Source organism: Pontibacter chinhatensis (assembly GCF_900113285.1).
Taxonomy (GTDB): Bacteria; Bacteroidota; Bacteroidia; order Cytophagales; family Hymenobacteraceae; genus Pontibacter; species Pontibacter chinhatensis.
Genome location: NZ_FOOT01000006.1, coordinates 79,621 through 102,550 on the forward strand (window position 1 = coordinate 79,621; position 22,930 = coordinate 102,550).

The window sequence follows — 22,930 nt, forward strand, 5'->3', positions numbered from 1 at the left end:
TTTATTCGAACAGGAAATTAGTTTCGCTTATTCAGCTCGTCTCGAATCTTGGCTGCCTTCTCGTAGTCCTCCTTTTCGAGGGCCTCGTTCAGCATTTTGTTCAGTTCATCCACCGAGGTTTGGCTCAGCGATTCTTTGGCACCAGAGCTGGAAGTAGAGGTACTAGTGTTCTTTACCGCCATCTCATCACTTTCCTCTTCCTCCTCTTCCAGATCGCTCAGGATGATTCCTGCCTCCGATAGCACGCTCTCCACCGTGTAAATCGGCACGCCAAAACGCAAGCCAATGGCAATGGCATCGGATGGGCGGGCATCCAGCTCAAATTCGCGGGTGCCGTTGGTGCATACTATCTTGGAGTAGAATACCCCTTCTTTCAGATCCGAAATGAGGATCTCCGTTACCCTGACGTCCATCTCCTCAGCAAACGTTTTAAACAAATCGTGAGTGAGCGGACGGTTTGGGTTTATTTTCTCTATCTGAATAGCAATGGACTGCGCCTCGAACATACCAATGATGATGGGCAGCCTTCTGTTTCCCTCTTTCTCACCGAGCACCAGTGCAAACGATCCCGTCTGCGATTGGCTGGAAGAAAGGCCGAGTATCTCTAACTGAATTTTATCCACAGTTTCTCCTTCTAAAGTCTATTTGTCTAAAGCCTTGGCGGCTTCTATTAATTTAGGAACGATCTCAAACGCATCGCCCACAATGCCATAATCAGCGGCTTTGAAGAACGGCGCTTCAGGATCCTTATTAATAACGACAATCACTTTAGAAGAGTTAACCCCGGCCAGGTGCTGAATAGCCCCGGAAATACCGATGGCAATGTACAAATTCGGGCTAACGGTAATACCAGTCTGTCCTACGTGCTCGTGGTGCGGTCTCCAGTCCAGGTCAGAAACCGGCTTGGAGCAGGCCGTGGCAGCGCCCAGCGCTTTTGCCAGATCTTCCACCAGGTGCCAGTTCTCCGGGCCCTTCAGACCGCGGCCACCGGATACCACAATCTCCGCCTCCTGCAGCAGCACGCCGCCTTCGGTGTCCTGCATCACAGTTTCTTTAGGAGCAGCGGCAAAATCGGCATCCGAAAGCTCAGCAGAAAGCTTTTCTACCGTAGCCGTGTTACCAGCCGTCTGGGTAATCTCGAAAGCGTTTTTCTTCACGGCAATGATTTTCACATCCGCCGCCAGGTTCACATCAGCAAAAGCTTTGCCCGAGAACACACCGCGCGTTACGACAAACTGGCCACCATCCGTTTTAGGCAGCGAGGTAACGTTAGTCGCCAGCGCACCGTTCAGGCGAACTGCCAGTTTAGAACCTACCGCAGCGCCGATATTGGAGTTAGAGAACACCAGCACCTTCGCGTTTTCCTGCTGCGCGGCTTTGGCAATCACTTTTACATAGGCATCGGCCACAAACTGATTCAGGCGGCTGTCAGCGTCGTACAGTACTCTGCTTATGCCCTGCTCGCCTAATCTGGCCAGTGCGTCTTCTTGAACCTCACCAATGGCTACGGCCGTGGCTGTGGTGCCCAGCTGCTGTGCCACCTGGCTTCCGTATGATGCAGCCTCCAAAGAGGACTTTTTGATCTCTCCGTTAAGACCTTCTACAAATACTAATACTGACATGGTTATAGTACTTTAGCTTCGTTTCTCAATAGTGTAATTAGTTCTCCGGCGTTCTCCGGGTCAATCATCTTCACGCCGCCTTTTTTCTCCGGCTTGCTGTAGCCTACGTACTCGGCCTTGGCCTCGGCGCCCACTGGCTCCTTCACTGCCAACGGCTTGGTACGCGCCGTCATGATGCCGCGCATGTTCGGGATTCTTGGCTCCGACATGGGTTGCTGCGCGCTGGCCACGAAAGGCAGCTTCACTTCCACCACTTCTTTGCCACCCTCAATCTCGCGCTCCAGGCGGGCCGTGCTGTCATCCACCATATCAAGCTTGAAAGCAGGAACTACCGAAGGAATGCCCAGCAGTTCGCCCACCATGCCATGCACCTGAGAGCCGTTGTAGTCAATCGACTCCTTGCCCATCAGGATCATGTCGTAGTTACCTTCTTTGGCAACGGCCGCAATCTGCTGCGCCACGAAGAAAGCATCTACCGGTTTCGCGTTTACGCGGATGGCATCGTCTGCACCAATGGCAAGCGCCTTTCGGATGTTCGGTTCGGCATCGGCCTCCCCTACGTTTAATACAGTTACAGTGCCGCCCTTAGCCTCTTTCAGCTCAATGGCGCGGGTCAGTGCATACTCATCCCATGGGTTGATGACATACTGCACCCCGTTTTTGTCAAATTCTTTATTATCAGCCGTAAAGTTTATCTTGGATGTAGTATCCGGTACGTTACTGATACAAACTAATATTTTCATGGTTAGAAATGTTAGCTTTTAAAATTTAGATTTGTGCGAAGTTAATAAAATATAGGCAATACGAAATGAACGAAAGCAGATTAGCGCAGCTCTTCAAATTCCTGGAAGACGACCCGAACGACGCATTTACACTATACGCCATAGCCACCGAATACCGTAAGGAAGACCCGCAGAAAGCGCTGGGATATTACGAAAAGCTGCTGAGCGAACACGAGAGCTACGTAGGCACTTATTATCACGCTGCCAAGCTATACGAGGAGCTGGGCCAAAACGATGTAGCCGAGCAAACTTATAAGAAAGGGATGCTCATCAGCCGCCGTGAGGGCAACATGCACGCTTTCTCGGAACTGCAGCAGGCTTACAACAAAATGATGGGCCTGGACTACGAGGACGATTAACCGGCTGTTCATCTCCCCGAACCGCTTGCATCAAAAATAGTATGCATGCATCATATTTGCAAGTATACTTTATACTTGGTGCTGCGGTTTCGGTTTATTTTCTAACAGCTATTGGGAGGAATGGTTTAGAGGTGTGTAATGTCTGTAAAAATCAACTTAGAGGTTTGATAAAGGGCATAAGCGAATGCTGCGGTTTTATACTTTAGCTGCTGCTTTTAGCAGATAGAAACGAGCTATAATTTATACCGAGCTATACTTTTATACTTGCCGGTTTATACTTTCATGACCACGGCTTCCCGTAACTGGAGACAAGCTATACTTCCAAACTACCTTTCCTCCTCTAGTTCCCACAAACCTAACGTTGCATCTATACTTGGCTCCCTCCCAGGCCGGGAGGCCTCGCCTTCGGGCATCGCGCTGTATTCCCTCCTTGCCTCGCTCGCGCTCAGCATGCCCTTGGCAGGCACCGGATCTCACAAGGCGCTCAACCCAAAGGCTGGGAAGAGAATCGATAGCCAACGCAATTCTGTCATCTCGACCTACGGGAGAGATCTAAACTAGAATCCCAGATGGATCTCTCGCCCTGCTCGAGATGACGGAGAAAGTACTAAGTATAGCTCCCTCCCTGTTCTCTGGGAAGGGATGGACAGGGGCAGTTACAGCTGGGTGCGTTAAAAAGTATGAAAAACAGCGTTCCTATTCCTTAATAGTATAGAAGAGGCTTCTGCTAACTTTATCCTACTCCCCCACCAGCTCGAAGAAGCGCACCTTCGTTTTTCCGGGCACGAGTTGCAGGCCCTTGGGTATCCCTGCGTGCGATTCCTTCATGTGGTTCTTGTACCATACTTTGTAGCTTTCCTCGTCGTCCCAGTAAGTTAAGAGCCAGATTTCGTTGGGGTTATCCTGGGGCACCATCACATTCATTTTAATAAAACCCGGGGCACTATCCACCAGGTGCGGGCGGTTGATAAAGGCTTCTCGTACTTCGGGCGCCATGTCGTTGGCGATGGTAAAGGTGCTGGATGCAATAAACATAGGGTATGATTGTGGCAATTATACTTGCGCGTGTAATTCTTTAATTGATTTATACTTTCAGGCATACTTTAAAGGTGGTTCCCTCTCCCGGGATGCTGTCCACACTAATGCCTCCTCCCAGGGCCTCTGCCTGTACTTTGGTTAAGTATAGCCCCAAGCCCTTGGCGTCTTTGTTCTGGTGGAAAGTGTTGTATACTTTGAAGATTTTATGGCCGTACCGCTTCAGGTTTATTCCCAACCCATTGTCCTGTACAGAGAAGCATATCCCTTCCTGCTCCTGCCAGGATTTTACAAGTATGAGCGGCTGCCTTTCCGGCGACCGGTACTTGAGGGCGTTGGAAATGAGGTTATGGGTAATACTTTCCAGGTATACTTTAGGGGCGGTGATGTGCTTTACCTGCAGGTCCAGCTGTACTTTGGCATCGGTTTGCAGGATGATGGACTGCAGATTCTGTAACTCCCGCTCCACCAGGTCAGGCAGGTATACTTCCTGGTCCTCCAGCTCGGTGCTTAATTCACTTTCCAGTATCAGGCCTAGATCGTCGAGGGTGGTGGCCATGTTCTGCACCATGTTGTCCATCAGATGCATCACCTGCACACCAGTCTCTGCGGTGGGTTCATCGTTATACAGGTCAATGAGCCCCTGCATATTGCCCAGCGGGGAGCGCAGGTTGTGGGTGATGATGTGCGTGAAATCCTCCAGGCGTCTGTTTTTAGCCCGCAGCATCTCCGACGTCTGGTTCAGCTTCTTGTTCAGATCCAGCAAATGCTCCTTTTGGTTTCGCAGCACCACGGCTACCAGGTCCTTCACCAGTGTCTGCGCTACCTCTATCTCGTTCAGGCTCCAGGGCAGCGACGTACCCTTTATCACCTGCACCCAACGGGCAAACGACTTGCGCGGGTGAATACGGCCCGACTGCTCCTCTACCTCCTTATCAGGTTTGCCCGCCCAGATGCGGGTCTCCGAAATCTCCGGTTTAAAGTATAAAAGGTACTCCTTGTTAAGCTTGGAAATCTCCAGTGCCAGCAAGCCGCTGGCCTGCTCCTTCATGTCGGCGGCAGCCGGGTAAACGTGGGAAAGCTGACGGGTATGGAACGTACTGTTGCCCACATGCTCCGCCAGCCACTGCGCCAGGCTTCTGAGGCTTTGCTCCGACGGGGTGTAGCCATAGGTATAACATTTACCATCCAGCAGCAGGGCCACGCCGCTTGCTTCGGTCAGGGAAAGTACAGCGGCCTGCTGTTTCTGCAGCTCCTCTTGCAAGTTGCGGCTCGCCATCAACTGGTTCATCAGCTGCACCTCCTGCACCCGCAGCTCTTCCAGTTGGCGCATATCGCGCTGCTCCTCGTTAGCCAGCACCCCGTTGGCAAATGCCTGCGCTATGTTCAGGCAGAGCTGTCGCCTCCAATAGTTGGTAAACAGAGCAGTTTTATGCTGGCACGCGATGATACCCCAGAGTTTTTCGTTGACGATGATGGAAATGGAGAGCGTGGCCTGTACACCCATGTTCTGCAGGTACTGCAGGTGAATCTCAGAGGGGTTGCGAAGCTCGGAGCGGATGATGTTGGAGGGCTGGCCGGTAGTCGGGTTAAAGTATGGCGTGATGTCCACGGCCGTAGCCGACACATTGGCAATTTGCCGCACCGGCTTCTGTAGCAACAACGCGCGCGCCTGTGCCGGAATGTCGGAGGCCGGGAAGTGGTGGTGCAGATAGGTATGTACCCCCGGCTTTGCCGTTTCGGCTATTACCTCCCCATGCCAGTCCTCATCAAAGCGGTAGAGCATTACCTGATCGTAATCGAGCACCTGCTGCACAAATTGGGTTGTCAGTTGCGCTTGTGATACCAGCGTTCCCTGCTGGTCCAGCTTTTCCAGGAAGCGTGTATAGCCACCTGTCAGGTCCAGTATCTGCTGCCCATGCTGCACCGGCATATAAGGCTCGCACTCGAGCACCAGGCTCCCCTGCGATTCATGCAGGAAAGCGAAAAACTGCTTCCCCTGCAGTTCTATCAAATCGACTTGCGTACCTGTGTCCAGTTGCAGCCGTATTCTCTCTTCCAGGGTAGTATACTCCTCTTTAAAAGCAATCGCATTCAGCTTCTTGCCGGGAAGTATGGCAGGATCGGCCTGCAGAAATTCGCCAATGTTGGCGCTAAGCTGCTCCACTTCCAGAGTCTGCTTGTTGAGGATGAGCATGAAGCCCTGCGGTTGAATCCTGCCGATGAGGTGGATAGGTTCCGTATCGCAATTCGAGAGGTCAACTTTATAGTTGTGGTAATTCTGCATTTAAGGTCTGGGGGCTGATTTCAGAACAGTTAGGCGTGTAATTTACCTAAATTGTAAACAAATACAGCATCAGGTGCACACTTTCTAAGAACCTATATGTTACTATACTTTATACTTGGCAGTTATAACAACAGAGCCAACCCCTATACGGAGTTGGCTTGATGAAGTATAAACCTGTGCTGCAATTTATCGCTGTTGCGTAAGTATAAACCCACTCCCTTAGAGCTGCGCCCGCTACCTTCGAACTCTTGTTCTCGGTAGTCCAAGGCGGGTAATTTCACCATCCTTTAGGCTGCTCGGGATTTGTAATCCGTCTGCTTGTCAATAGCTATAGCCTTAGCTACTACGGATTTCAAATCTGCGGTTCCTATACTTTCGGATTGCAAATCCGAGAGAGCCTTTTAGCAGTGAAGGATCGATGACTTTCCTAAGCACTTATAGTATAGCTAAGCCAGCGTCAGCACTAAATCGTCGGTATTTACTAGTTCGCCCTCTTTCAACGTTATACTTGCCACCGTTGCATCAGCCGAAGCGGTGATGGTTGTTTCCATTTTCATGGCCTCAATCACGAAGAGCGGCGTGTTCTTTTTCACCTGCTGGTCCTTCTCCACCAGTATCTTCGACAAGAGCCCCTGCAGCGGCGCGCCAATTTGTTTGGGGTTACTCTTGTCTACTTTCTGATGCTCCACGCGCTCCACCTTTACCGATTTGTCGCGCACGTCGATGTTGCGGCTTTGGCCGTTGAGCTTGAAGAACACGGTACGCATGCCGTCTTCGTTTACGTGGCCCGTGGACTGGTACTTGATGACGATAGACTTGCCGCGGGCAATGTCGATGATGGCCTCCTCGCCGGGCTGCAGCCCGTAGAAAAACAGGCGCGTTGGGATTTTAGACACATCTCCATACAGCTCCACGTGCTTGTGATAGGCCTCGTATACTTTGGGATAAAGCTGGTAACTCAGGAAATCAGTGAATTTGGTCTCCTTCCCAAATTTCTCCTGGAACGCAGCAAACTCTTTCTCAAAATCCACGGGCGCCAGGTGCTCGTTTGGCCGGTCGGTAAAGGGCTGCTCGTCTTTCAGTATAATATCCTGCAGCTTTTTCGGGAAGCCGCCCACCGGCTGCCCCAGTTCGCCTTTAAAAAACGACTGTACCGACTCCGGAAACGAAATTTCCTCGCCCCGCTCCAGCACATCTACCGTAGTCAAATCATTAGAAACCAAGTATAAAGCCATATCGCCTACCACTTTGGAACTGGGTGTTACCTTCACCACATCCCCGAACAGTTGGTTCACCTCGGCGTAGGTCTCCTTTATCTCCTCCCACTTATCACCCAGGCCCAACGCATTGGCTTGCGGACGCAGGTTGGAGTACTGCCCTCCCGGAATCTCGTGGCGGTATACTTCGGCCGTGCCCGCTTTTAGCCCAGACTCAAACGGATAGTAGTACTCGCGTACCGTTTCCCAGTAGTTGGCGTGCTGGTTCAGGCTTTTCTGGTCGAACTCGCGGTGGCGCTCCTGAAAACGCATCGTCTCCACCATGGCGTTAAAGTTGGGCTGAGAGGTAAGCCCCGACATCGCCCCCAGCGCCACATCCACCACATCTACCCCGGCTTCAATGGCCTTCAGGTAAGTGGCTGACTGCACGGAAGATGTATCGTGCGTGTGCAGGTGGATGGGGAGCTTCACCGTTTCGCGCAAAGCCGTGATGAGTTCGGCGGCAGCGTAGGGCTTCAGCAGGCCGGCCATGTCTTTGATAGCCAGTATATGCGCCCCGGCCTCTTCCATCTGCCGGGCCAGTTGCAGGTAGTAGTCTAAAGTATACTTTGTTTTCTGCGGGTTCAGGATATCGCCGGTGTAGCAGATGGCCACCTCCGCCAGCCCTTGCGTCCGCTTGCGCACGAAGTTGATGCAGGGCTCCATACTTTTCATCCAGTTGAGCGAGTCGAAAATGCGGAAAATGTCCACGCCCGTCTCCCAGGATTTCTCCACAAATGCCTCAATTAGGTTATCCGGGTATGCCTTATACCCTACCCCGTTGGAGCCCCGGATGAGCATCTGCAATAGGATGTTCGGCACCGCCTTTCGGATTTGCGCGAGCCTGTCCCAGGGGTCTTCGTGCAGGAAGCGCAGGCACACATCAAAGGTGGCGCCGCCCCATACTTCCATGCTGAAGGTCTGCGGGTGGTCCTTGGCAAAGGCCTCGGCAATTTTGAGCATATCAAAGGTGCGCATGCGGGTGGCCAGCAGCGATTGGTGCGCGTCGCGGAAGGTGGTGTCGGTGTAGTGGATGAGCGGATCGTTGCGCAGCCATTCGGAAAAGGCCTCTGGTCCCAGCTCGGTCAGCAGGTCCTTGGTGCCTTTCTCGTAAGGTTTGTTGGTGTTGAACGGGTGGAGATTTGGCTTGCGCAGCACTTTGCTATGGTCTACCTTTTTCACGTCCGGGTTTCCGTTCACGATCACGTCAGCCAGGTAGGAGAGCATTTTAGTGGCCCTGTCCTTGCGCTGCTTAAACACGAACAGCTCCGGGTGGTTCTTCACGAAATCAACCGTAGAGTCGCCGGAGATAAATTCGGGGTGATTGATGATGTTTTGCAGGAACTGCAGGTTGTGCTTCACGCCCCGGATGCGGAATTCGTCGAGCGTGCGCGCCATTTTATTCGCTGCCAAAGCCAATGTAGGCGCATGCGTGGATACCTTGACCAGCAATGAGTCGAAGAAGGGGCTGATCTTGGCGCCCGGGTACACGCTGCCCTGGTCCAGCCGGATGCCAAAGCCGCCGGCGCTGCGGTAGGCGATGATGGTGCCATAGTCCGGCTTGAAATCGTTCTCCGGGTCCTCGGTGGTGATGCGGCACTGGATGGCCACCCCATTGGCGCGCACCACGTGCTGCGGCCCCAGCAGCACTTCCTCGTCATCCAGGCGGTACCCGTCGGCAATGTAAATCTGCGTCTTTATCAGGTCAATGCCCGTGATCATCTCCGTCACCGTGTGCTCCACCTGGATGCGCGGGTTTACCTCAATAAAGTAAATGTTATCCGTGTGCGGCTCCACCAGAAACTCCACCGTGCCCACGTTATTATAGTTTACCGCCTTGCAGATGCGGATGGCGTAGTCGTAGAGCTTCTGGCGCGTTTCCTCTTTCAGGCTGATGGCCGGAGCCACCTCCACCACCTTCTGAAAACGACGCTGCACCGAGCAATCGCGCTCGAACAGGTGCGTGATGTTCCCATAGGTGTCGGCCACTATCTGTACCTCGATGTGCTTGGGGTTCTCCACGTACTTCTCCAGGAAAACCGTGTCGTCGCCGAAGGCCTTCAGCGCCTCGTTACGGGCCTCAAAAAAGCCCTTCTCCAGCTGCTCATCATCCCGGATAACGCGCATGCCGCGGCCTCCGCCACCGGCAGCGGCTTTCAGCATCAGCGGGTAGCCAATGCGGTGCGCCTCCTCCAGTGCCGTTTCGAAGGTGTTCAGGTCCAGGTCGTTGCTTTGGATGATGGGCACATCACAACTGACTGCCACCTTCTTGGCCGCTATCTTGTCCCCCAGCGAGGCCATTACCTGCGGCCTCGGCCCAATGAAGACAATTCCGTTATCGGCACACTTCTGGGAAAAGTGCTGGTTCTCGGACAGGAAGCCATAGCCCGGATGAATGGCGTCTACGTTGTTCTCTTTGGCAATCCGGATGATGCCGTCTATATCGAGGTAAGGCTGCAGGGGCTGGTTGTCCTTGCCAATCTGGTAGGCCTCATCTGCCTTGTAGCGGTGCAGGGAGTAGCGGTCCTCGTAGGTATAAATGGCCACTGTTTGGATGTTCATCTCCGTGCAGGCACGCAGCACCCGAATCGCGATCTCGCCGCGGTTGGCAACAAGTACTTTTTTAATTTTCATGAAAGGTGAGGGGTTGTAAAAGTTTAGTTTTTATAATTCCAGTGATTAGGGACATCTGCACAACCAGCGTTAAAATCAGTGTTTAACTTTTGATTGTACAAATAAAGGTTAGCGTGATACTAATTTCAGATGTTTCTAATACAGGCTTTTTCTGCAGAAGGTTATTAGACTGAAAACAAGATTTTTATACTTTAACAGCCTGATGAGCGGCTGCTGGAAGTCAACTTATTCTTTGAACAGCTCTGAAAAACTTAGAACCAACAAGTTAATCTGCATCCGAATTGTAGCAGGACTGATATGAAAGGATTTATACTTTCTGCTAACTACCGCCTCTCCAGGCCGCATTAGTTTATACTTCAGGTTTTCCACTCCCTCTCCTACTGCCAAAGTATAATCCTGCCAAGTCAGTGCTCCTTAGAGAACTACTACCTTGGCTTCAGCGACATTTACGGCTTTTTCATCCATCCCCTCCTAAACCCAAAGCTAATTTTGTTAGTATTTCTAATATATTTAGCAAATATTTGTAGTATGATAAAGCCAGACGAATTCTTGAAAGGGCGCGGTGCGCAGTATAACCCACAGAACCCCTACCTGAAGCAGGGGTATGTGGCCGAGCACGTAGAGGGGCTCGATGAGCCACTGCTCTCCAACTCCAAGACGGAGTTCATCCCCGAGTTTCCTAAAAAGGTGGTGAATAAGGTAGATAGTCCGGACGTGGGCTTGGGCTACTCGCTGAACCCGTACCAGGGGTGTGAGCACGGCTGTGTGTACTGCTATGCCCGCAACTCCCACCAATACTGGGGCTATGGCGCCGGCCTCGACTTCGAGCGCAAGATCATCGTCAAGGAAAATGCCCCGGAGATGCTGGCCAAACAGCTCGAGAGCCCAAACTGGCAGATTATGCCAATCATGCTGGCCGGCAACACCGACTGCTACCAACCCATCGAGGCCAAAAAGCGACTTACCCGCCGCATTTTGGAGGTGATGCTGCAATACCGCCACCCGGTGAGCCTCATTTCTAAAAACGCGCTCATACTTCGGGACATGGACCTGCTACAGGAACTGAACAAGTATGACTTGGTGCACGTGAGCGTCAGCATTACGACCCTGGACGAAAAGCTGCGACAGAAACTGGAGCCGCGCACGGCCTCGGCTACCCGGCGGCTGGAGGTGGTGCGGCGGCTAAGCGCGGCTGGCATTCCGGTAAACGTGATGACAGCTCCCATCATCCCCGGCCTTAATGATTCTGAAATACCGGCTCTGGTAAAAGCAGCGGCTGAGGCAGGCGCCAGCAACGCAGCTTATACAATGGTCAGGCTCAACGGCAGCATCGGTCCCATTTTCGAGGATTGGATACAGCAGGCTTTCCCTGACCGCGCGCAGAAGGTGCTGAGCCAGATTGCCGACTGCCACGGCGGCCAGCTCAACGACAGTCGCTTTGGGGTGCGCATGCGCGGGGAAGGCAAGTTTGCAGAGTTGGTGAGCCGCCTTTTCCGGGTAAGCATGCAGAAGTACATGGCCGGCCGCAGCATGAAGCCTTACAACTACAGCCATTTTATTCAGCGCAAAGGCAGGCAACTGGATTTGTTTTAAAGTTTAGAAACCACGCGCTCTATGTATGATGCTATGCTATACCGATATAAGCAGGCGGATGATGAGCATCATTTTTTTTAAGAGGAGAAGCGGGGAACCATATAAGAATCAAGCTTTACGACTATACTTTCAGTCAATGAGCATCTAACATAAATATTACAGTACTATATAATAAAACTTCTAACTTACGTTACATTACAACAGCATTGTATGTATCTAATAGCCAGGTGTTTTGAAAGCTCGCTATCTAACTTCACCAATAGCGAGCTTCTTGTTGGCTTACTCTTTACCACTATAGCCGCCACTGCAAGCGCGGAAAGCCCAGCCGCTGCACACGCTATAGCCCTTATGTAGAAGACTTAGTCAAATACATTGCTAAAAGTCATTACTCAAACAGCTTACTAACCTTACATCTGGATATGAAAACACCGCTACCATTTACCCGTCTCCTGCTTCTATGTCTGGTTGCTGCACTGCCACCTGTATTTTATGCCTGCGACAAAGATGAAGAGGACACCTCTCCCACAGCTGCTGAATTGATTAAAGGCTCCTGGAAGCTTAATGCTGTAGATATCAGCTACTACGACGCAGCTGGCACCCTTGAGCATCAGGAACGGCACGAAATAACGGGAGTGACCTATTTTTTCAAGGATGATTCTGTTATCGTGTATTCCGTGCCGGATAATGGCAGGACCAGTGCCACGTACCGCCTAAGCCACATGGAAGGAAAAGATTATGTTTCGGTTACAAACGGCACATGGGAGTACTTAATCATAAAACTAACCGAAAACGAACTGATCTGGCATGGAAAGCACCCCAGTAAAAGCTATTTAAAGGATAGTGATTGGCGATCTGCCAGCAGTGCCACGTATACGCAGGAGTTCAGCAGATAGCGGCCACTAGCGCGTTACCAGCACTTTGATTAGCAAGTACAGGAAACATGCTGCTACCCCGTTACAGTTTTGTAGCCTACATTGTGAACAAATGCCTATACTTGCAACAGCACCACCCCCATTACTCGCCATGTTATACTTTAAGAATATAGGCTTTGCCCTGGCCATACTTTGCCTGGCTTCCTGCAGCCAACTTACTGACAAAAACCCGGATGCAGCCCTGGCCGCGGCACAAGAGGCTCCACTCCAGTTCAAGACCCAGAGTATAATGCGCTCCTCCCCTGGCTGTGCCACCGATAGCAGCACATGTGCCAAAGTAAGTATAAACTATCCCGAGGCGGTTGATGGCGAAACCGCACTGCGCGATAGTGTAAATCTTTTTGTGCAGGAGAAGCTACGCAATCTGGCACTGGACTTCAACCCGGATGCAGCCCTGTCCGGTGGCACTAACGCAGCTGAGTTTCTGGCTAGCTTCTTTCTAAGCCAACACGAGCAGCTGACAGATGATTTTGCAGACAGCGCCCAAATGCCGGCATCCGTGGCTCGGTGGGAGTTGGAGGTAAAGGGAGAGCCACTGCTGAACTCGGGTAAAGCAACGTCGCTGCAGCTGCAGGTATACTATTACACAGGTGGCGCGCACCCCAACCATTACCGTGTTTTGCAGAGCTTCGGCCCAAACGGTGCAAAACTGGCTGTCTCTGATATGGTGACGGATACGTTGGCCCTGATGCAGCTGGCTGAGCAGGAGTTCAGGAAAGTAAAAGAAGTGGTGGGCGACAAGCCGCTGGCAGATGCCGGGCTGTTTATAGAAGGCGACTTGCTCCCGCTGCCTCAGAACGTCGCTTTAACCCCGGATGGGCTGATGCTATACTATAACCCGTATGAAATTGGGCCCTGGGCGTTCGGCGACACCGAGGTGCTGCTGCGCTACGAGCAGTTGGCCTCCTTGCTCCATCCAAAGTATAAACCTTAGTTTAAGGTATAAATAAAAGCCTGATGGCTGCAGCAAAAATATGCTATGGCCATCAGGCTTTTATACTTGGGCAAGTATTCCCCAGCAATAAGTCAGGTTACTACATGCCGCTTCCTTCCATCTGCTCCTGCTGGGCGTGCCCTCTGGGATCTGGGGGAGCCAGCTTTGGCAACCCGCCTACCGGCGTTGCCGGGATTACCCTGAACTCGCCTTTTCCGTCCATGGATGGGCCGTTTCCCCAGCGGGCGCTCTTCATCCTCTCAGCAGCTCCGTCCTCATCATTTATTTTCGTGGATACGAACGCGTAATTAAACTCTTGATTTTCCTTTGCCTGTGGGAAGGAGTTCGGAATCGGGTGCACGCCATTCAAACCTCCTAATTCTTCGAGCACGGCCAGCCACTGGTTTTGGTGCATGGTATCGCGGCCAATCAGGAAGGACAGCATATCCTTCATCCCTGGGTCATCGGTGGCCTCCCACAAACGCGTAGCCAGCAAGCGGCCCGTAGACTCTGCCATGACGTTAGCATACATATCCGCCGCCAGGTTGCCACTGCTCACAATCCACGAGCCATTGAACGGGTTCCCGTTGCTGTCCACGGCCATGGCGCCAAGCCCTGCGGAGAGTATGTGCTGCGGGTTCATCCCGCCCATGACGGCTCCAACCACTCTGTCCTGCGCCATCTCCTCCTGAAGGGAAAGGGGCGCCCCCTCTAAATTTAGGGCAACAGCAGTCGCCAGCATTTCTATGTGGGCTATTTCTTCCGTACCGGTCTCGAGCAGCATGTCGCGGTATTTCTGAGGACCTCTGGAGTTCCACGCCTGGAACAGGTACTGCATGCATACCCGCATTTCGCCTTCAATACCGCCTATAGCCTGCTGCAACATCCTGGCAAATTCGGGGTTGGGTTTCTCGACCCGTACGTTGTACTGTAATTTACTGTCGTGATAAAACATAAGCTTGTTTCATAGTTTGGATTAATACTCCACGTTTTTACGCCCTCCCCTCTCTGTAGTTATACTTAAACCTCACGCCATATTCAGTATTTATACCAGCATGCGCCATTCAGGCACGTCACAGCTATGAAAAAATCCTCCTGAAAATATTATATTAGTATTTAGCTATTTAAGAACGATTAAGTGGGCGTGTGAGGATTTCGTATTAACATCATCCCACTTCCTGTTACTTACTGCAAACGTGGTGGCACCTGCAACCAACTGCAGCGGCTACAGTATGAAAACTCAGACACAACCACCCTTACCTATGCATCACGGACAGGACATTGTAGTAGAAACCTGGGCAGAGCTTCAGGAAGCCCTCTTCAACCATAGCTGGGATACCTCGATTAACCGCTTTAGGTCCGCTTATGTGTACCGGGGCACCTCCAGCAAGCTCTTCGACCTGGGCACCAGCATCATGCGTATCGGGCCAAAGTATGAGGAGTTGGAGCCGCACCTGCTCCGCAACTTCCGCAAATATGCCTACAGCAACTATAGCCCCGGCGACTCTATCTGGAACTGGCTCGCCCTGGCCCAACACCACGGCCTCCCCACCCGCCTCCTCGACTGGACCTACTCGCCTTACGTGGCGCTGCACTTTGCCACAGCCAACCTGAACCAGTATGAGCAGGACGGATGTGTATGGTGCGTAAATTATGTTAAGTCGAGCGAGCACCTGCCTCCCACACTTCGCAACACCTTGAAAGAAGAAGGCTCCAACGTGTTCACACCGGAGATGCTGGAGCCGGTGGCCCCCTCCTTCAAGTCGCTGAAGAGCTTTCAGAATGAAGATTACGTGGTGTTTCTGGAGCCGCCTTCGCTTGATACTCGCATTGTGCATCAGTATGCGCTTTTCTCAATGATGTCGGATGTGAAGGCGGAACTCGGAAAGTGGCTGCAGCAGCACGAAGAATTATACTTTCGCGTGATCATCCCGAAGGAGCTGAAGTGGGAGGTGCGCGACAAACTGGACCAGGCCAATATTACCGAGCGGGTGCTGATGCCAGGTTTGTCGGGCCTGAGCCAGTGGCTGAAACGGCACTACACGCATTCCTAAACCTTAACTAAATATTAACCTCCGAAGCGGGCATTACTCCTGAAAATTATCTAATTTAAGGCACAATTACACTTTAATACCCGAGTTGATGATTCTGTGCCGAATGATGCGTGAGCTGCCCTTCTCGCGCCCAGCCCTTCCGTGCTGCCATTTTTTTAAAACCTCCTCTTCCTCTTTTTTTCGTTATACTTCCGGAGCGGCCATACTTGCCGCGATGCTGCTGAGCACCTCCTGCATACAGGAGCAGGATGCCAGCGCCTCCACACTGCAGCCTGAACAGGTTACGCCAGCCGCTGTAGTTTCCGCAACTGAAAGTATAAGCGCCGCCGATTCTTCTGCCCTGACCGCCTCCACAGCTGCCGTCAGTGCGCCCGCACCAGCAGTTACCGCCGAGTGGAACTACCCAGGTCCCCGACCTCTCCCAGGAGCCATCCTTCCGGAGAAGCGCATTGTGGCCTTTTACGGCAACCTGCTCTCGCGCCGCATGGGAATACTGGGCGAGCTGGACCCGGACGAAATGCTGGAGAAATTAGATGCCGAAGTTGAGAACTGGAGCAAAGCTGATTCGCTTACCCCTGTTCAGCCAGCCCTGCACCTGATTGCCGTTACGGCCCAGGGGCACCCCAGCGCCGGAGGCAAGTACAGGCTGCGCATGAAGCACGACATGATAGACCAGGTACTCGAGCTGGCCAGCCGCCGCAACGCCATTGTGTTTCTGGATGTGCAGGTAGGCCACAGCACCCTGCAGGAAGAGCTGCCCCACCTGGAGAAATACCTGAAGATGCCACACGTGCACCTGGGCATTGATGCCGAGTTTGCCATGAAGGAAGGTAAAATTCCCGGCCGCAGCATTGGCACCTTCGATGCCGAGGACATCAACTATGCCACCGGCTATCTAGCCGACCTTGTGAAGGCCAACCAGATACCGCCAAAGCTCCTCATTGTGCACCGCTTCACACAGCGCATGATCACCAATTACCAGGACATCAAACTAAGACCGGAGACTCAGGTGGTTATGCACATGGATGGGTGGGGTTCGCCGGCGCTTAAGAAGGATACCTACCGTCGCTTTATTGTGAAGGAGCCGGTACAGTTCACAGGCTTCAAGGTTTTCTACAAGAACGACCTACGCAACAGCCCCCGCCTGATGACACCGGAGGAAATCATTGCGCTTTCGCCAAGTCCTTTGTATATCCAATACCAGTAACCCACGAATAACTCCAAATCCATGACATGGATCATGATTTAAGGAAAGACGGCTGGTTATATTTGCCTAAAGTATAAACTCAGGCGCCATTACACATATATAAGTAGCTGATTTACATTTGCTATAAATTTTAACACGGAATAATTCCTTCGAGGGACGAATGGACTTAGTTTAACTGAAAAGCATATCCCGGAAAGGGTGCAGATGATGAATTCAACCTAATTTCTGAGGAGTATAAGACGCAAAAATTGACTTTAACTGTACGCTGAGGAGCTACCGAAAAAAAAGACAAAAAATTAAGCTACGGAGGGAGTAAAAAGGCCTGGATTTTGCGTTAGCCCAATAGAGAATACAAGTCTGCCTATAGCAAACCTCTCTCCTGAAGCCCTCGAACCTTTAAATAGGATAATTATGACGCACTACTTACACCGGAACCTTGTGAACTTTGCAGTGCGGTTCATCCAGATCATCATTGTCTTCCCGATGGCCGTTTTGCTGAGCTTCTACATCGAGCCCTTTGGTTCCATGAATTACGAGTTGCACTTTATGCTGTGCCTGATGGTAGCAGCGGCCGTTTCCGTGCTCGTGACAAAGTATAGCCGCAAGCTGACCGTACTGATGTTTGCCGGCATCCTCGGGATGTTCGCCTTCAACAGCACTTTCAAGGATCAGACGTTTGAGGGTATCTACGATGATTATAACGCCATGCTGGTGAACATGACAAGCAACCCGCACAAGGTGTCTTACTTTAAGCCGGTGCGCGGCACGTACTTCCAAAACCAGCGCGTAAAGACTGCCATGCAACCTACCCACCCTAGGGTTCGGGCCTTTGCCGTGGAGAGTTCCACCCGCTACTTCCACGACGAATACTACCGCAAGTTTGGCAAGCTTACCCGTTATTTCTCGCTGTTTAAGCACGTGCGCCAGAACTGGAGGTACGTAAACGATCCCTTGGGGATGGATTACTACTCCCCTCCTACTGAAAGTATGCAGCTGCTGGCCGGTGACTGCGATGATTACTCTATCCTGATGGCTTCTTCGGTGATGGCCATTGGTGGCGAGGCACGCATTGTCATCACACAGAGCCATATGTATACGGAGGTGAAGGTAGGCCACGTGGACGATCTGGATAAGGTCAGTTTTGCCGTGCGCACCCTCTTTCCGGATGAGGTAGCCGACGGCAAGATATACTTCCACGAGACAGGAGAAGACCTGTGGATTAACTTCGATTACACTGCTGAGCACCCAGGAGGCCCGTTCCTGGAGCCTGAGCTGTACAGCGTGATTACATTCGACAGATAATTTTTCACCCTGATCTTCAGCAGGTTTCTACAGAACTTTCAAAAAAATCAACCAGAGCTATTGCGTTAAAGAAAACTAGCGCTATATTTGCACCACAATCAGACAGAACGGCCCGTTCGTCTAGGGGTTAGGACGCCAGATTTTCATTCTGGTAACAGGGGTTCGATTCCCCTACGGGCTACCAAAGCCGCTTCAGCTAAAACTGGAGCGGATTTTTCTATGTACCTCTGCCGCTATTTGGATATCACGGCAGTTATTATATCCCGAGAGGCCCTCTTTTAAATAACCTGCTTCACGAACAGATTAAACCCTGAATTAGCGATCGTCTAGGTGTCGCGGACAAGCACAACATGTCTCACCATCATCATAACCTGCCTCTGGATGCTATACCTTTTTACTCTGCCTTTAAAACTCTTACAGGCTCAATTTGCGCCGCTCGAATGGTTTGGGAGAGCACAGTCAACAGCCCGACCAGGGCAACCAAGGCAAAGCCGATGCTTGTATTCAGAAAACTCACATCAACATGAGGGCCCATTTCCTTGCGTAACAAATCACCGCAGAACAAGCCCGCCGGAACGCCGACAAGCCCGGCCATCAGGATAAGCATGACGAAATCCCTGGTCACTGTCCACACCAACCTTGCGCTGCTCGCGCCCATCACTTTCCGTATCCCCAACTCTTTCGTGCGCACCTCTACCGAGTAACTGGCGATGCCTAAAATGCCCAAAGCAGCGATTAGCATGACGACAAGGGCAAAGAACCCAAAAAAGCCTATCCTCTCCCTACTGCCTTCTCCCGAATAGAGGTCTTTCAGGTTTTGAATACTTGCCGTTTTTTCAGGAAAATGGTTCTCCCACAGGGACTGGATGACCTGGGTCACTGCCCTTTCGGAACCTGGCTTTATCTTTATGACCAGGGAGGTTACTTCATTTGGCAAATACCGGTAGATTAAGGGGATGGGCTCGTCAAAAACCTGGTCGGGCATGATGCCGATGACTTGTACAGAGGCAGAGTCGAGCAACAGGTTTTGCCCCACCAGCGTCTCCGGCTCAGAGGCCAGTAATGTTGCTGCAGCTTCATTCACCAGCACATACTGCTCCACATGCCGGGGCATATCTTTCGGGAAATTTTGCCCGGATTTCAAGCGGATGCCTTCTGTTTCAATCGTTTTCGGGTCAATGCTCACATACTTTATCTTCAGCGTTTTATCATGCAGCCGTGCAGTACTACTACCCGTCTTAAAGGCATCGTAGTACCAGTTGGTTGCCAAAGTCGTTTCCACCTGACTTATCTGTCTTATCTCGTTTTGCAGGTTTCCGTACCTTTCGCCTTTCAAATCAAGTGTCAGGACATCAGGCGTCATGATGGAGCTAATGGTGGCATTGTTCCTTCTTTCATAATCGGCCAGTATGACAAAGAATACCATCAGCATGATGGTCACCGAAAACTGAAAGACCACCAGGGCTTTGTACACAGCCACACCCCGGAACAGCTTCACGTTCTTCATTTTGCGCAAAACCTGGATGGGCTCAAACGCGGACAACAGCCAGGACGGGAAAGCCCCTGCGACCAGGCCTGTGATGACGGCGTAGGTCAGCAAGCCTAGAGCCAAGGTGGTGTCCCAGGTGAACGCCACATCCATATCGGGTATATGGTGCATTAAAATCTCAACACACGGCACCGTAAACATCATGGCCAGCAGGGAGACAAGGGTCGACTCCATTAGAAACTGACCAATAATCTGTTCCCGTGTTGCGCCTACGGTCTTGCGAATGCCTACTTCCCGCGCCCGGGAGAAGGCCCGCGCCAAGGCCAGGCTGATGTAGTTGAAGGCAGACAAAAGGGTTAAGGAGAGAATCAAGAACAGCTGCGTTTTTATGCCCGCCCAATCGACGCCCGCATGGTGGTCATTCTTGATGTCCTTGTTTCGGGGGGTGATGTCCTCTAGGGGCTGTGCCAGAAACTGAAGCTTGCCCTTATCCGATTTCCGGGCATAGTTCTGGAGCGTTGCATGGAGCTGCCCCATGTTGTCTGCTGATGTTAAACGGGCGTAAAGGGCCGCACTCTTGAAGTCTGCCCAGTTCTGTGACGCCTCAGGGATTGCCCCTCTCTTTTCAAGCATTTCAGCAGCATTCATGGAAAGCATGGCCTCCATGGGGAGATGGGTCTCCAAGGGCGGGTCCTGGATAATGCCCTCCACGGTATAAGCGCCCAGCTTTTCAAACCGAACGGTTTTTCCCAGGGCATTGGCGTTGCCGAATATCTTTTCAGCCGCTTTCTCAGTTAAAAATAGGGTATTGGCACTATGGGCGAGCCTTTGGGCATTGCCTGTCAGCAGTTTGAAGCCAAAAACATCGAAAAAAGAAGGCTCAGAGAATTTTATGTCAACAGGCACATCGCCCCCCTCGGTTTGCAGGTTATGCTTTCCTGCCAGCCGTACTCTCACCGTTTTCTCAACAAAGGAGATGCTGTCCATCTGAGGCGCCAAGGGCAATGGAGCTGTTGCCCATTTGGTTTGTTCCGCCGCATTTGTCTCCTGCGTGAGTATCCGGACTATCTGATTTAGTCTTGGATGGAAATGGTCTGTATCGTGATTGGCTTTTACGAATGTGAAAAGGATAACACCAACCGCCATGCTCAGTGACAGGCTCAGGATGTTGACCGATGAGAAAAGCTTGTTCCTCCAGAGTACCCGTACAGCGATTTTCAGATAATTCTGTAGCATGACTTAAACTGCTATGTTTGGTTTTTAGAGGATGGTGAAAGGTATGTTTCAATTAATCACGCTTTCTACCTACTGAGAAGAATCACATCGGAAATCTGTAGTTTCCTGCCTGCTATGAGGCGAGGACTTCACGGGTGCCGCTTATTCTCCACCTCGGACCATTTCCAACTTTGCTTTTTCTAGAAGGGCACGGTTCGTAGAATCCAGTTCCGATTTAAAGAAGTTCTTTGGCCCCAGCACTTCGTACGCTCTGCCCCCGTTGTACTGAATATAGCCTACCGCCTGCGTATAAGCGCCCCAATCCCCAAGCAGCTCATTGAGTTTGTCGGGGTTTTGCTTCGCCAGATCACGTTGTTCTCTTGGATCATCCTTCAGGTTGAACAGCTGCCAGGTATTTCCGTCCCCAAACGGAGGCATAACAAGCCGGATTTTCCAGTCGCCTTTGATGTAGGCTTTGTTTTCCAGGCTTTCAACTCCAAAGCCGTTCTCCTCATCCCGCACGGTACTTCCTTTCTTGCCTAGCATTTCATTGAAAGATGTTCCTGTCATGGCTGCCAACTTGTTGTTTTTATAAGTGTCCGGTCGTTCGATGCCGGTGATGTCGAGCAGCGTAGGCATAATGTCGGTGCCTAGAATTTTGTTGGTAGCATCCACGCCTTTCAAAGTAACGCCCGGCCCGGATATAATGAATGGCACCCGGATGCCGCCCTCTCCCGTGGTGGTTTTGAAGTATGCATAAGGCGTTGCGGTCACCTCTGCCCAGGCCCCTTCCAGCGAAACAAAAGAGTTGGGTTTGCCCATGTTTTCCAGGCTGTTGTCAAACGGCTTCATGTTCGTTTTGTAAAACGATGGGTCTTTAGGGTTGGCGCCGTTATCGCCGATCAGCATGACAATCGTATTCTCCAGTTTGCCTGCCTTTTGCAAGGCATCGAGCACACGGCCAATGTCCAGATCCATGATCTCCAGCATGGCAGCATACAGTTCCATCCGGCGGGCCTGTAGCTTTTTCTCCTGCGCCGATAGCTCGTTCCACTTTTTGAATTCTCCGGAACCCGGATTCATGGGCAGATCCTCTGGTATCAGCCCTAGTTTTTTCATGTTGTCCATCCGTACCTGGCGAATGGCATCGTACCCCTTGTCGTATGCGCCTTTATACTTATCCATCCATTCGTCGGGCACGTGCAGCGGGTCGTGGGGTGCCGTAAAAGCCAGGTAGCCGAAGAAAGGTGCATCGTCTTTTTGCTCGGTGATGTACTGGATCATTTTGTCGGCGTAGTAATTGGAAGAGTAAAAATCATCCGGAAGCTTTTTCACCTGCACGCTGTCATCGTAGTACACGGTGTGAATCACCTCCTCAGGCCCTAATGGGAAAATATTGCTAAAATGGCTGGCTCCCCCACCCAGAAAGGAGAAGCTGCGCTCAAAGCCTTCCTCAAACGGTCTCCTGCCTTTCTCATGCCCCAGGTGCCATTTACCGCTCATAAAGGTATGGTAGCCGTTTTCCCGCAACACTTCAGGCAAGGTCATGACGCGGTCGTTCAGGTACCCCTCGTAACCGGGCTGCATGTACTGGCTGGCCGCCTGAAAAGGAGGCATGGCACCCACGCCGCTGATGTGATTGTCCATGCCGGACATGAACATGGCACGGGAGGGAGCGCAAAGCGGCGAGGTATAACAATTCTGCACAATCAACCCATTATCCGCCAGGCGCTGTATGTTCGGGGTGCGGATCTCCCCGCCGAACGGTGACAGGTCTGAGTAGCCCAGGTCGTCTACCACGATTAAGAGAATGTTTGGCCTGCTGCGGTTGGCAGTTGCATTGGTATTGCTATCTGTTTTGGCTTCACTTTTGTCTTCGGTTTTACGGTCGCCACAGGCAACCACCGCGAATAATAACCCGATACTAATCAGGTAAAGGAAAAAGGATACTTTCTTCATACCCCTCGTTCATTTTATACTTCCAACTACATGGTCTGGCATCAAGGCAAAAAACAAAATGACCATCATGTGCAGTTGATGAGCACCTTGTTAGCAGGGGCGAAAAGGGTGAGCTTTCTATTTCAGCTGCATCAACGCAAGGAGGAGCAGATGAATACAGGGTGTTTTGAACTGCCTAAGGCAGCTATGGGAAAAGGTAGTTCAGTACCTAAGCGCAACTCCACGTGTGTAACAGGTATTTTTACGTCGATAAAGTCGCATCGTCTATCA

The 22,930-nt window shown here is 51.6% G+C and carries 16 protein-coding genes and 1 tRNA gene; 8 read left to right on the plus strand and 9 right to left on the minus strand.

Translation table 11 applies throughout. The annotated features are described in order from the left end of the window. Window positions 1-17: 17 nt before the first annotated feature. Genes BM040_RS16785 through BM040_RS16795 form a run of 3 tightly spaced genes read right to left on the minus strand, consistent with a single transcriptional unit; the run spans window position 18 to window position 2,365 of the window. Complete coding sequence (locus BM040_RS16785) at window positions 18-623, minus strand: bifunctional nuclease family protein (protein ID WP_092103966.1); 606 nt, start codon at window positions 621-623, stop codon at window positions 18-20. 18 nt (window positions 624-641) lie between these two features. After that, window positions 642-1,622: an electron transfer flavoprotein subunit alpha/FixB family protein gene (locus BM040_RS16790; protein WP_092103968.1), complete on the minus strand. Its 981-nt coding sequence runs from the start codon at window positions 1,620-1,622 to the stop codon at window positions 642-644. 2 nt (window positions 1,623-1,624) lie between these two features. Beyond that, window positions 1,625-2,365: an electron transfer flavoprotein subunit beta/FixA family protein gene (locus BM040_RS16795; RefSeq protein WP_092103970.1), complete on the minus strand. Its 741-nt coding sequence runs from the start codon at window positions 2,363-2,365 to the stop codon at window positions 1,625-1,627. A gap of 65 nt (window positions 2,366-2,430) precedes the next feature. On the opposite strand from BM040_RS16795, the gene BM040_RS16800 reads away from it, so the two are divergent. Continuing rightward, on the plus strand, window positions 2,431-2,763 hold the full coding sequence (locus BM040_RS16800) for a tetratricopeptide repeat protein (protein WP_092103972.1): 333 nt from the start codon (window positions 2,431-2,433) through the stop codon (window positions 2,761-2,763). Between the two features lie 738 nt (window positions 2,764-3,501). Here the strand turns inward: BM040_RS16800 and BM040_RS16805 are convergent. The 3 genes from BM040_RS16805 to BM040_RS16815 form a co-directional block, all read right to left on the minus strand. After that, window positions 3,502-3,798, minus strand: coding sequence for an antibiotic biosynthesis monooxygenase family protein (locus BM040_RS16805; RefSeq protein ID WP_092103974.1), 297 nt, complete (start codon window positions 3,796-3,798; stop codon window positions 3,502-3,504). Between the two features lie 49 nt (window positions 3,799-3,847). Then, complete coding sequence (locus BM040_RS16810; RefSeq protein ID WP_092103976.1) at window positions 3,848-6,085, minus strand: ATP-binding protein; 2,238 nt, start codon at window positions 6,083-6,085, stop codon at window positions 3,848-3,850. 446 nt (window positions 6,086-6,531) lie between these two features. Beyond that, window positions 6,532-9,975: a pyruvate carboxylase gene (locus BM040_RS16815; RefSeq protein WP_092103978.1), complete on the minus strand. Its 3,444-nt coding sequence runs from the start codon at window positions 9,973-9,975 to the stop codon at window positions 6,532-6,534. Between the two features lie 528 nt (window positions 9,976-10,503). On the opposite strand from BM040_RS16815, the gene BM040_RS16820 reads away from it, so the two are divergent. From BM040_RS16820 to BM040_RS16830, 3 genes are all read left to right on the plus strand, one after another. Further along, the gene (locus BM040_RS16820) at window positions 10,504-11,568 is read left to right on the plus strand and encodes a PA0069 family radical SAM protein (RefSeq protein WP_092103980.1); all 1,065 of its coding nucleotides are present in this window, start codon (window positions 10,504-10,506) and stop codon (window positions 11,566-11,568) included. 419 nt (window positions 11,569-11,987) lie between these two features. Next, window positions 11,988-12,461 (plus strand): lipocalin family protein, encoded by a 474-nt coding sequence (locus BM040_RS16825; protein ID WP_092103982.1) that lies wholly within the window; start codon window positions 11,988-11,990, stop codon window positions 12,459-12,461. Between the two features lie 130 nt (window positions 12,462-12,591). Further along, a complete protein-coding gene (locus BM040_RS16830) occupies window positions 12,592-13,434 on the plus strand; it encodes a DUF3298 and DUF4163 domain-containing protein (RefSeq protein ID WP_175491096.1) in 843 nt (280 codons plus the stop codon). Between the two features lie 100 nt (window positions 13,435-13,534). Here the strand turns inward: BM040_RS16830 and BM040_RS16835 are convergent, their stop codons facing one another. Beyond that, on the minus strand, window positions 13,535-14,389 hold the full coding sequence (locus tag BM040_RS16835) for a manganese catalase (protein WP_092103986.1): 855 nt from the start codon (window positions 14,387-14,389) through the stop codon (window positions 13,535-13,537). Between the two features lie 307 nt (window positions 14,390-14,696). On the opposite strand from BM040_RS16835, the gene BM040_RS16840 reads away from it, so the two are divergent. From BM040_RS16840 to BM040_RS16855, 4 genes are all read left to right on the plus strand, one after another. Next, window positions 14,697-15,488, plus strand: coding sequence for an FRG domain-containing protein (locus BM040_RS16840; protein ID WP_092103988.1), 792 nt, complete (start codon window positions 14,697-14,699; stop codon window positions 15,486-15,488). A gap of 88 nt (window positions 15,489-15,576) precedes the next feature. Beyond that, window positions 15,577-16,695 (plus strand): hypothetical protein, encoded by a 1,119-nt coding sequence (locus BM040_RS16845; RefSeq protein ID WP_245756275.1) that lies wholly within the window; start codon window positions 15,577-15,579, stop codon window positions 16,693-16,695. A 411-nt stretch (window positions 16,696-17,106) separates the two neighbouring features. Then, window positions 17,107-17,997 carry a transglutaminase domain-containing protein gene (locus tag BM040_RS16850; protein ID WP_092103990.1) on the plus strand — a complete coding sequence of 297 codons (891 nt, stop codon included), beginning with the start codon at window positions 17,107-17,109 and terminating at the stop codon, window positions 17,995-17,997. A gap of 109 nt (window positions 17,998-18,106) precedes the next feature. Next, window positions 18,107-18,181: transfer RNA gene (locus BM040_RS16855), tRNA-Glu, on the plus strand. 210 nt (window positions 18,182-18,391) lie between these two features. Here the strand turns inward: BM040_RS16855 and BM040_RS16860 are convergent. Next, window positions 18,392-20,722, minus strand: coding sequence for an ABC transporter permease (locus BM040_RS16860; RefSeq protein ID WP_092103992.1), 2,331 nt, complete (start codon window positions 20,720-20,722; stop codon window positions 18,392-18,394). A 141-nt stretch (window positions 20,723-20,863) separates the two neighbouring features. After that, window positions 20,864-22,660: an arylsulfatase gene (locus BM040_RS16865; protein WP_092103994.1), complete on the minus strand. Its 1,797-nt coding sequence runs from the start codon at window positions 22,658-22,660 to the stop codon at window positions 20,864-20,866. Window positions 22,661-22,930 lie beyond the last annotated feature (270 nt).

Excerpts from the sequence above, each read along its gene's own strand:
- BM040_RS16790 (WP_092103968.1), bottom strand. The coding sequence starts at position 1,622 with ATGTCAGTATTAGTATTTGTAGAAGGTCTTAACGGAGAGATCAAAAAG.
- BM040_RS16795 (WP_092103970.1), bottom strand. The coding sequence starts at position 2,365 with ATGAAAATATTAGTTTGTATCAGTAACGTACCGGATACTACATCCAAG.
- BM040_RS16800 (WP_092103972.1), top strand. The coding sequence starts at position 2,431 with ATGAACGAAAGCAGATTAGCGCAGCTCTTCAAATTCCTGGAAGACGAC.
- BM040_RS16805 (WP_092103974.1), bottom strand. The coding sequence starts at position 3,798 with ATGTTTATTGCATCCAGCACCTTTACCATCGCCAACGACATGGCGCCC.
- BM040_RS16810 (WP_092103976.1), bottom strand. The coding sequence starts at position 6,085 with ATGCAGAATTACCACAACTATAAAGTTGACCTCTCGAATTGCGATACG.
- BM040_RS16815 (WP_092103978.1), bottom strand. The coding sequence starts at position 9,975 with ATGAAAATTAAAAAAGTACTTGTTGCCAACCGCGGCGAGATCGCGATT.
- BM040_RS16820 (WP_092103980.1), top strand. The coding sequence starts at position 10,504 with ATGATAAAGCCAGACGAATTCTTGAAAGGGCGCGGTGCGCAGTATAAC.
- BM040_RS16825 (WP_092103982.1), top strand. The coding sequence starts at position 11,988 with ATGAAAACACCGCTACCATTTACCCGTCTCCTGCTTCTATGTCTGGTT.
- BM040_RS16830 (WP_175491096.1), top strand. The coding sequence starts at position 12,592 with ATGTTATACTTTAAGAATATAGGCTTTGCCCTGGCCATACTTTGCCTG.
- BM040_RS16835 (WP_092103986.1), bottom strand. The coding sequence starts at position 14,389 with ATGTTTTATCACGACAGTAAATTACAGTACAACGTACGGGTCGAGAAA.
- BM040_RS16840 (WP_092103988.1), top strand. The coding sequence starts at position 14,697 with ATGCATCACGGACAGGACATTGTAGTAGAAACCTGGGCAGAGCTTCAG.
- BM040_RS16845 (WP_245756275.1), top strand. The coding sequence starts at position 15,577 with ATGATTCTGTGCCGAATGATGCGTGAGCTGCCCTTCTCGCGCCCAGCC.
- BM040_RS16850 (WP_092103990.1), top strand. The coding sequence starts at position 17,107 with ATGACGCACTACTTACACCGGAACCTTGTGAACTTTGCAGTGCGGTTC.
- BM040_RS16860 (WP_092103992.1), bottom strand. The coding sequence starts at position 20,722 with ATGCTACAGAATTATCTGAAAATCGCTGTACGGGTACTCTGGAGGAAC.
- BM040_RS16865 (WP_092103994.1), bottom strand. The coding sequence starts at position 22,660 with ATGAAGAAAGTATCCTTTTTCCTTTACCTGATTAGTATCGGGTTATTA.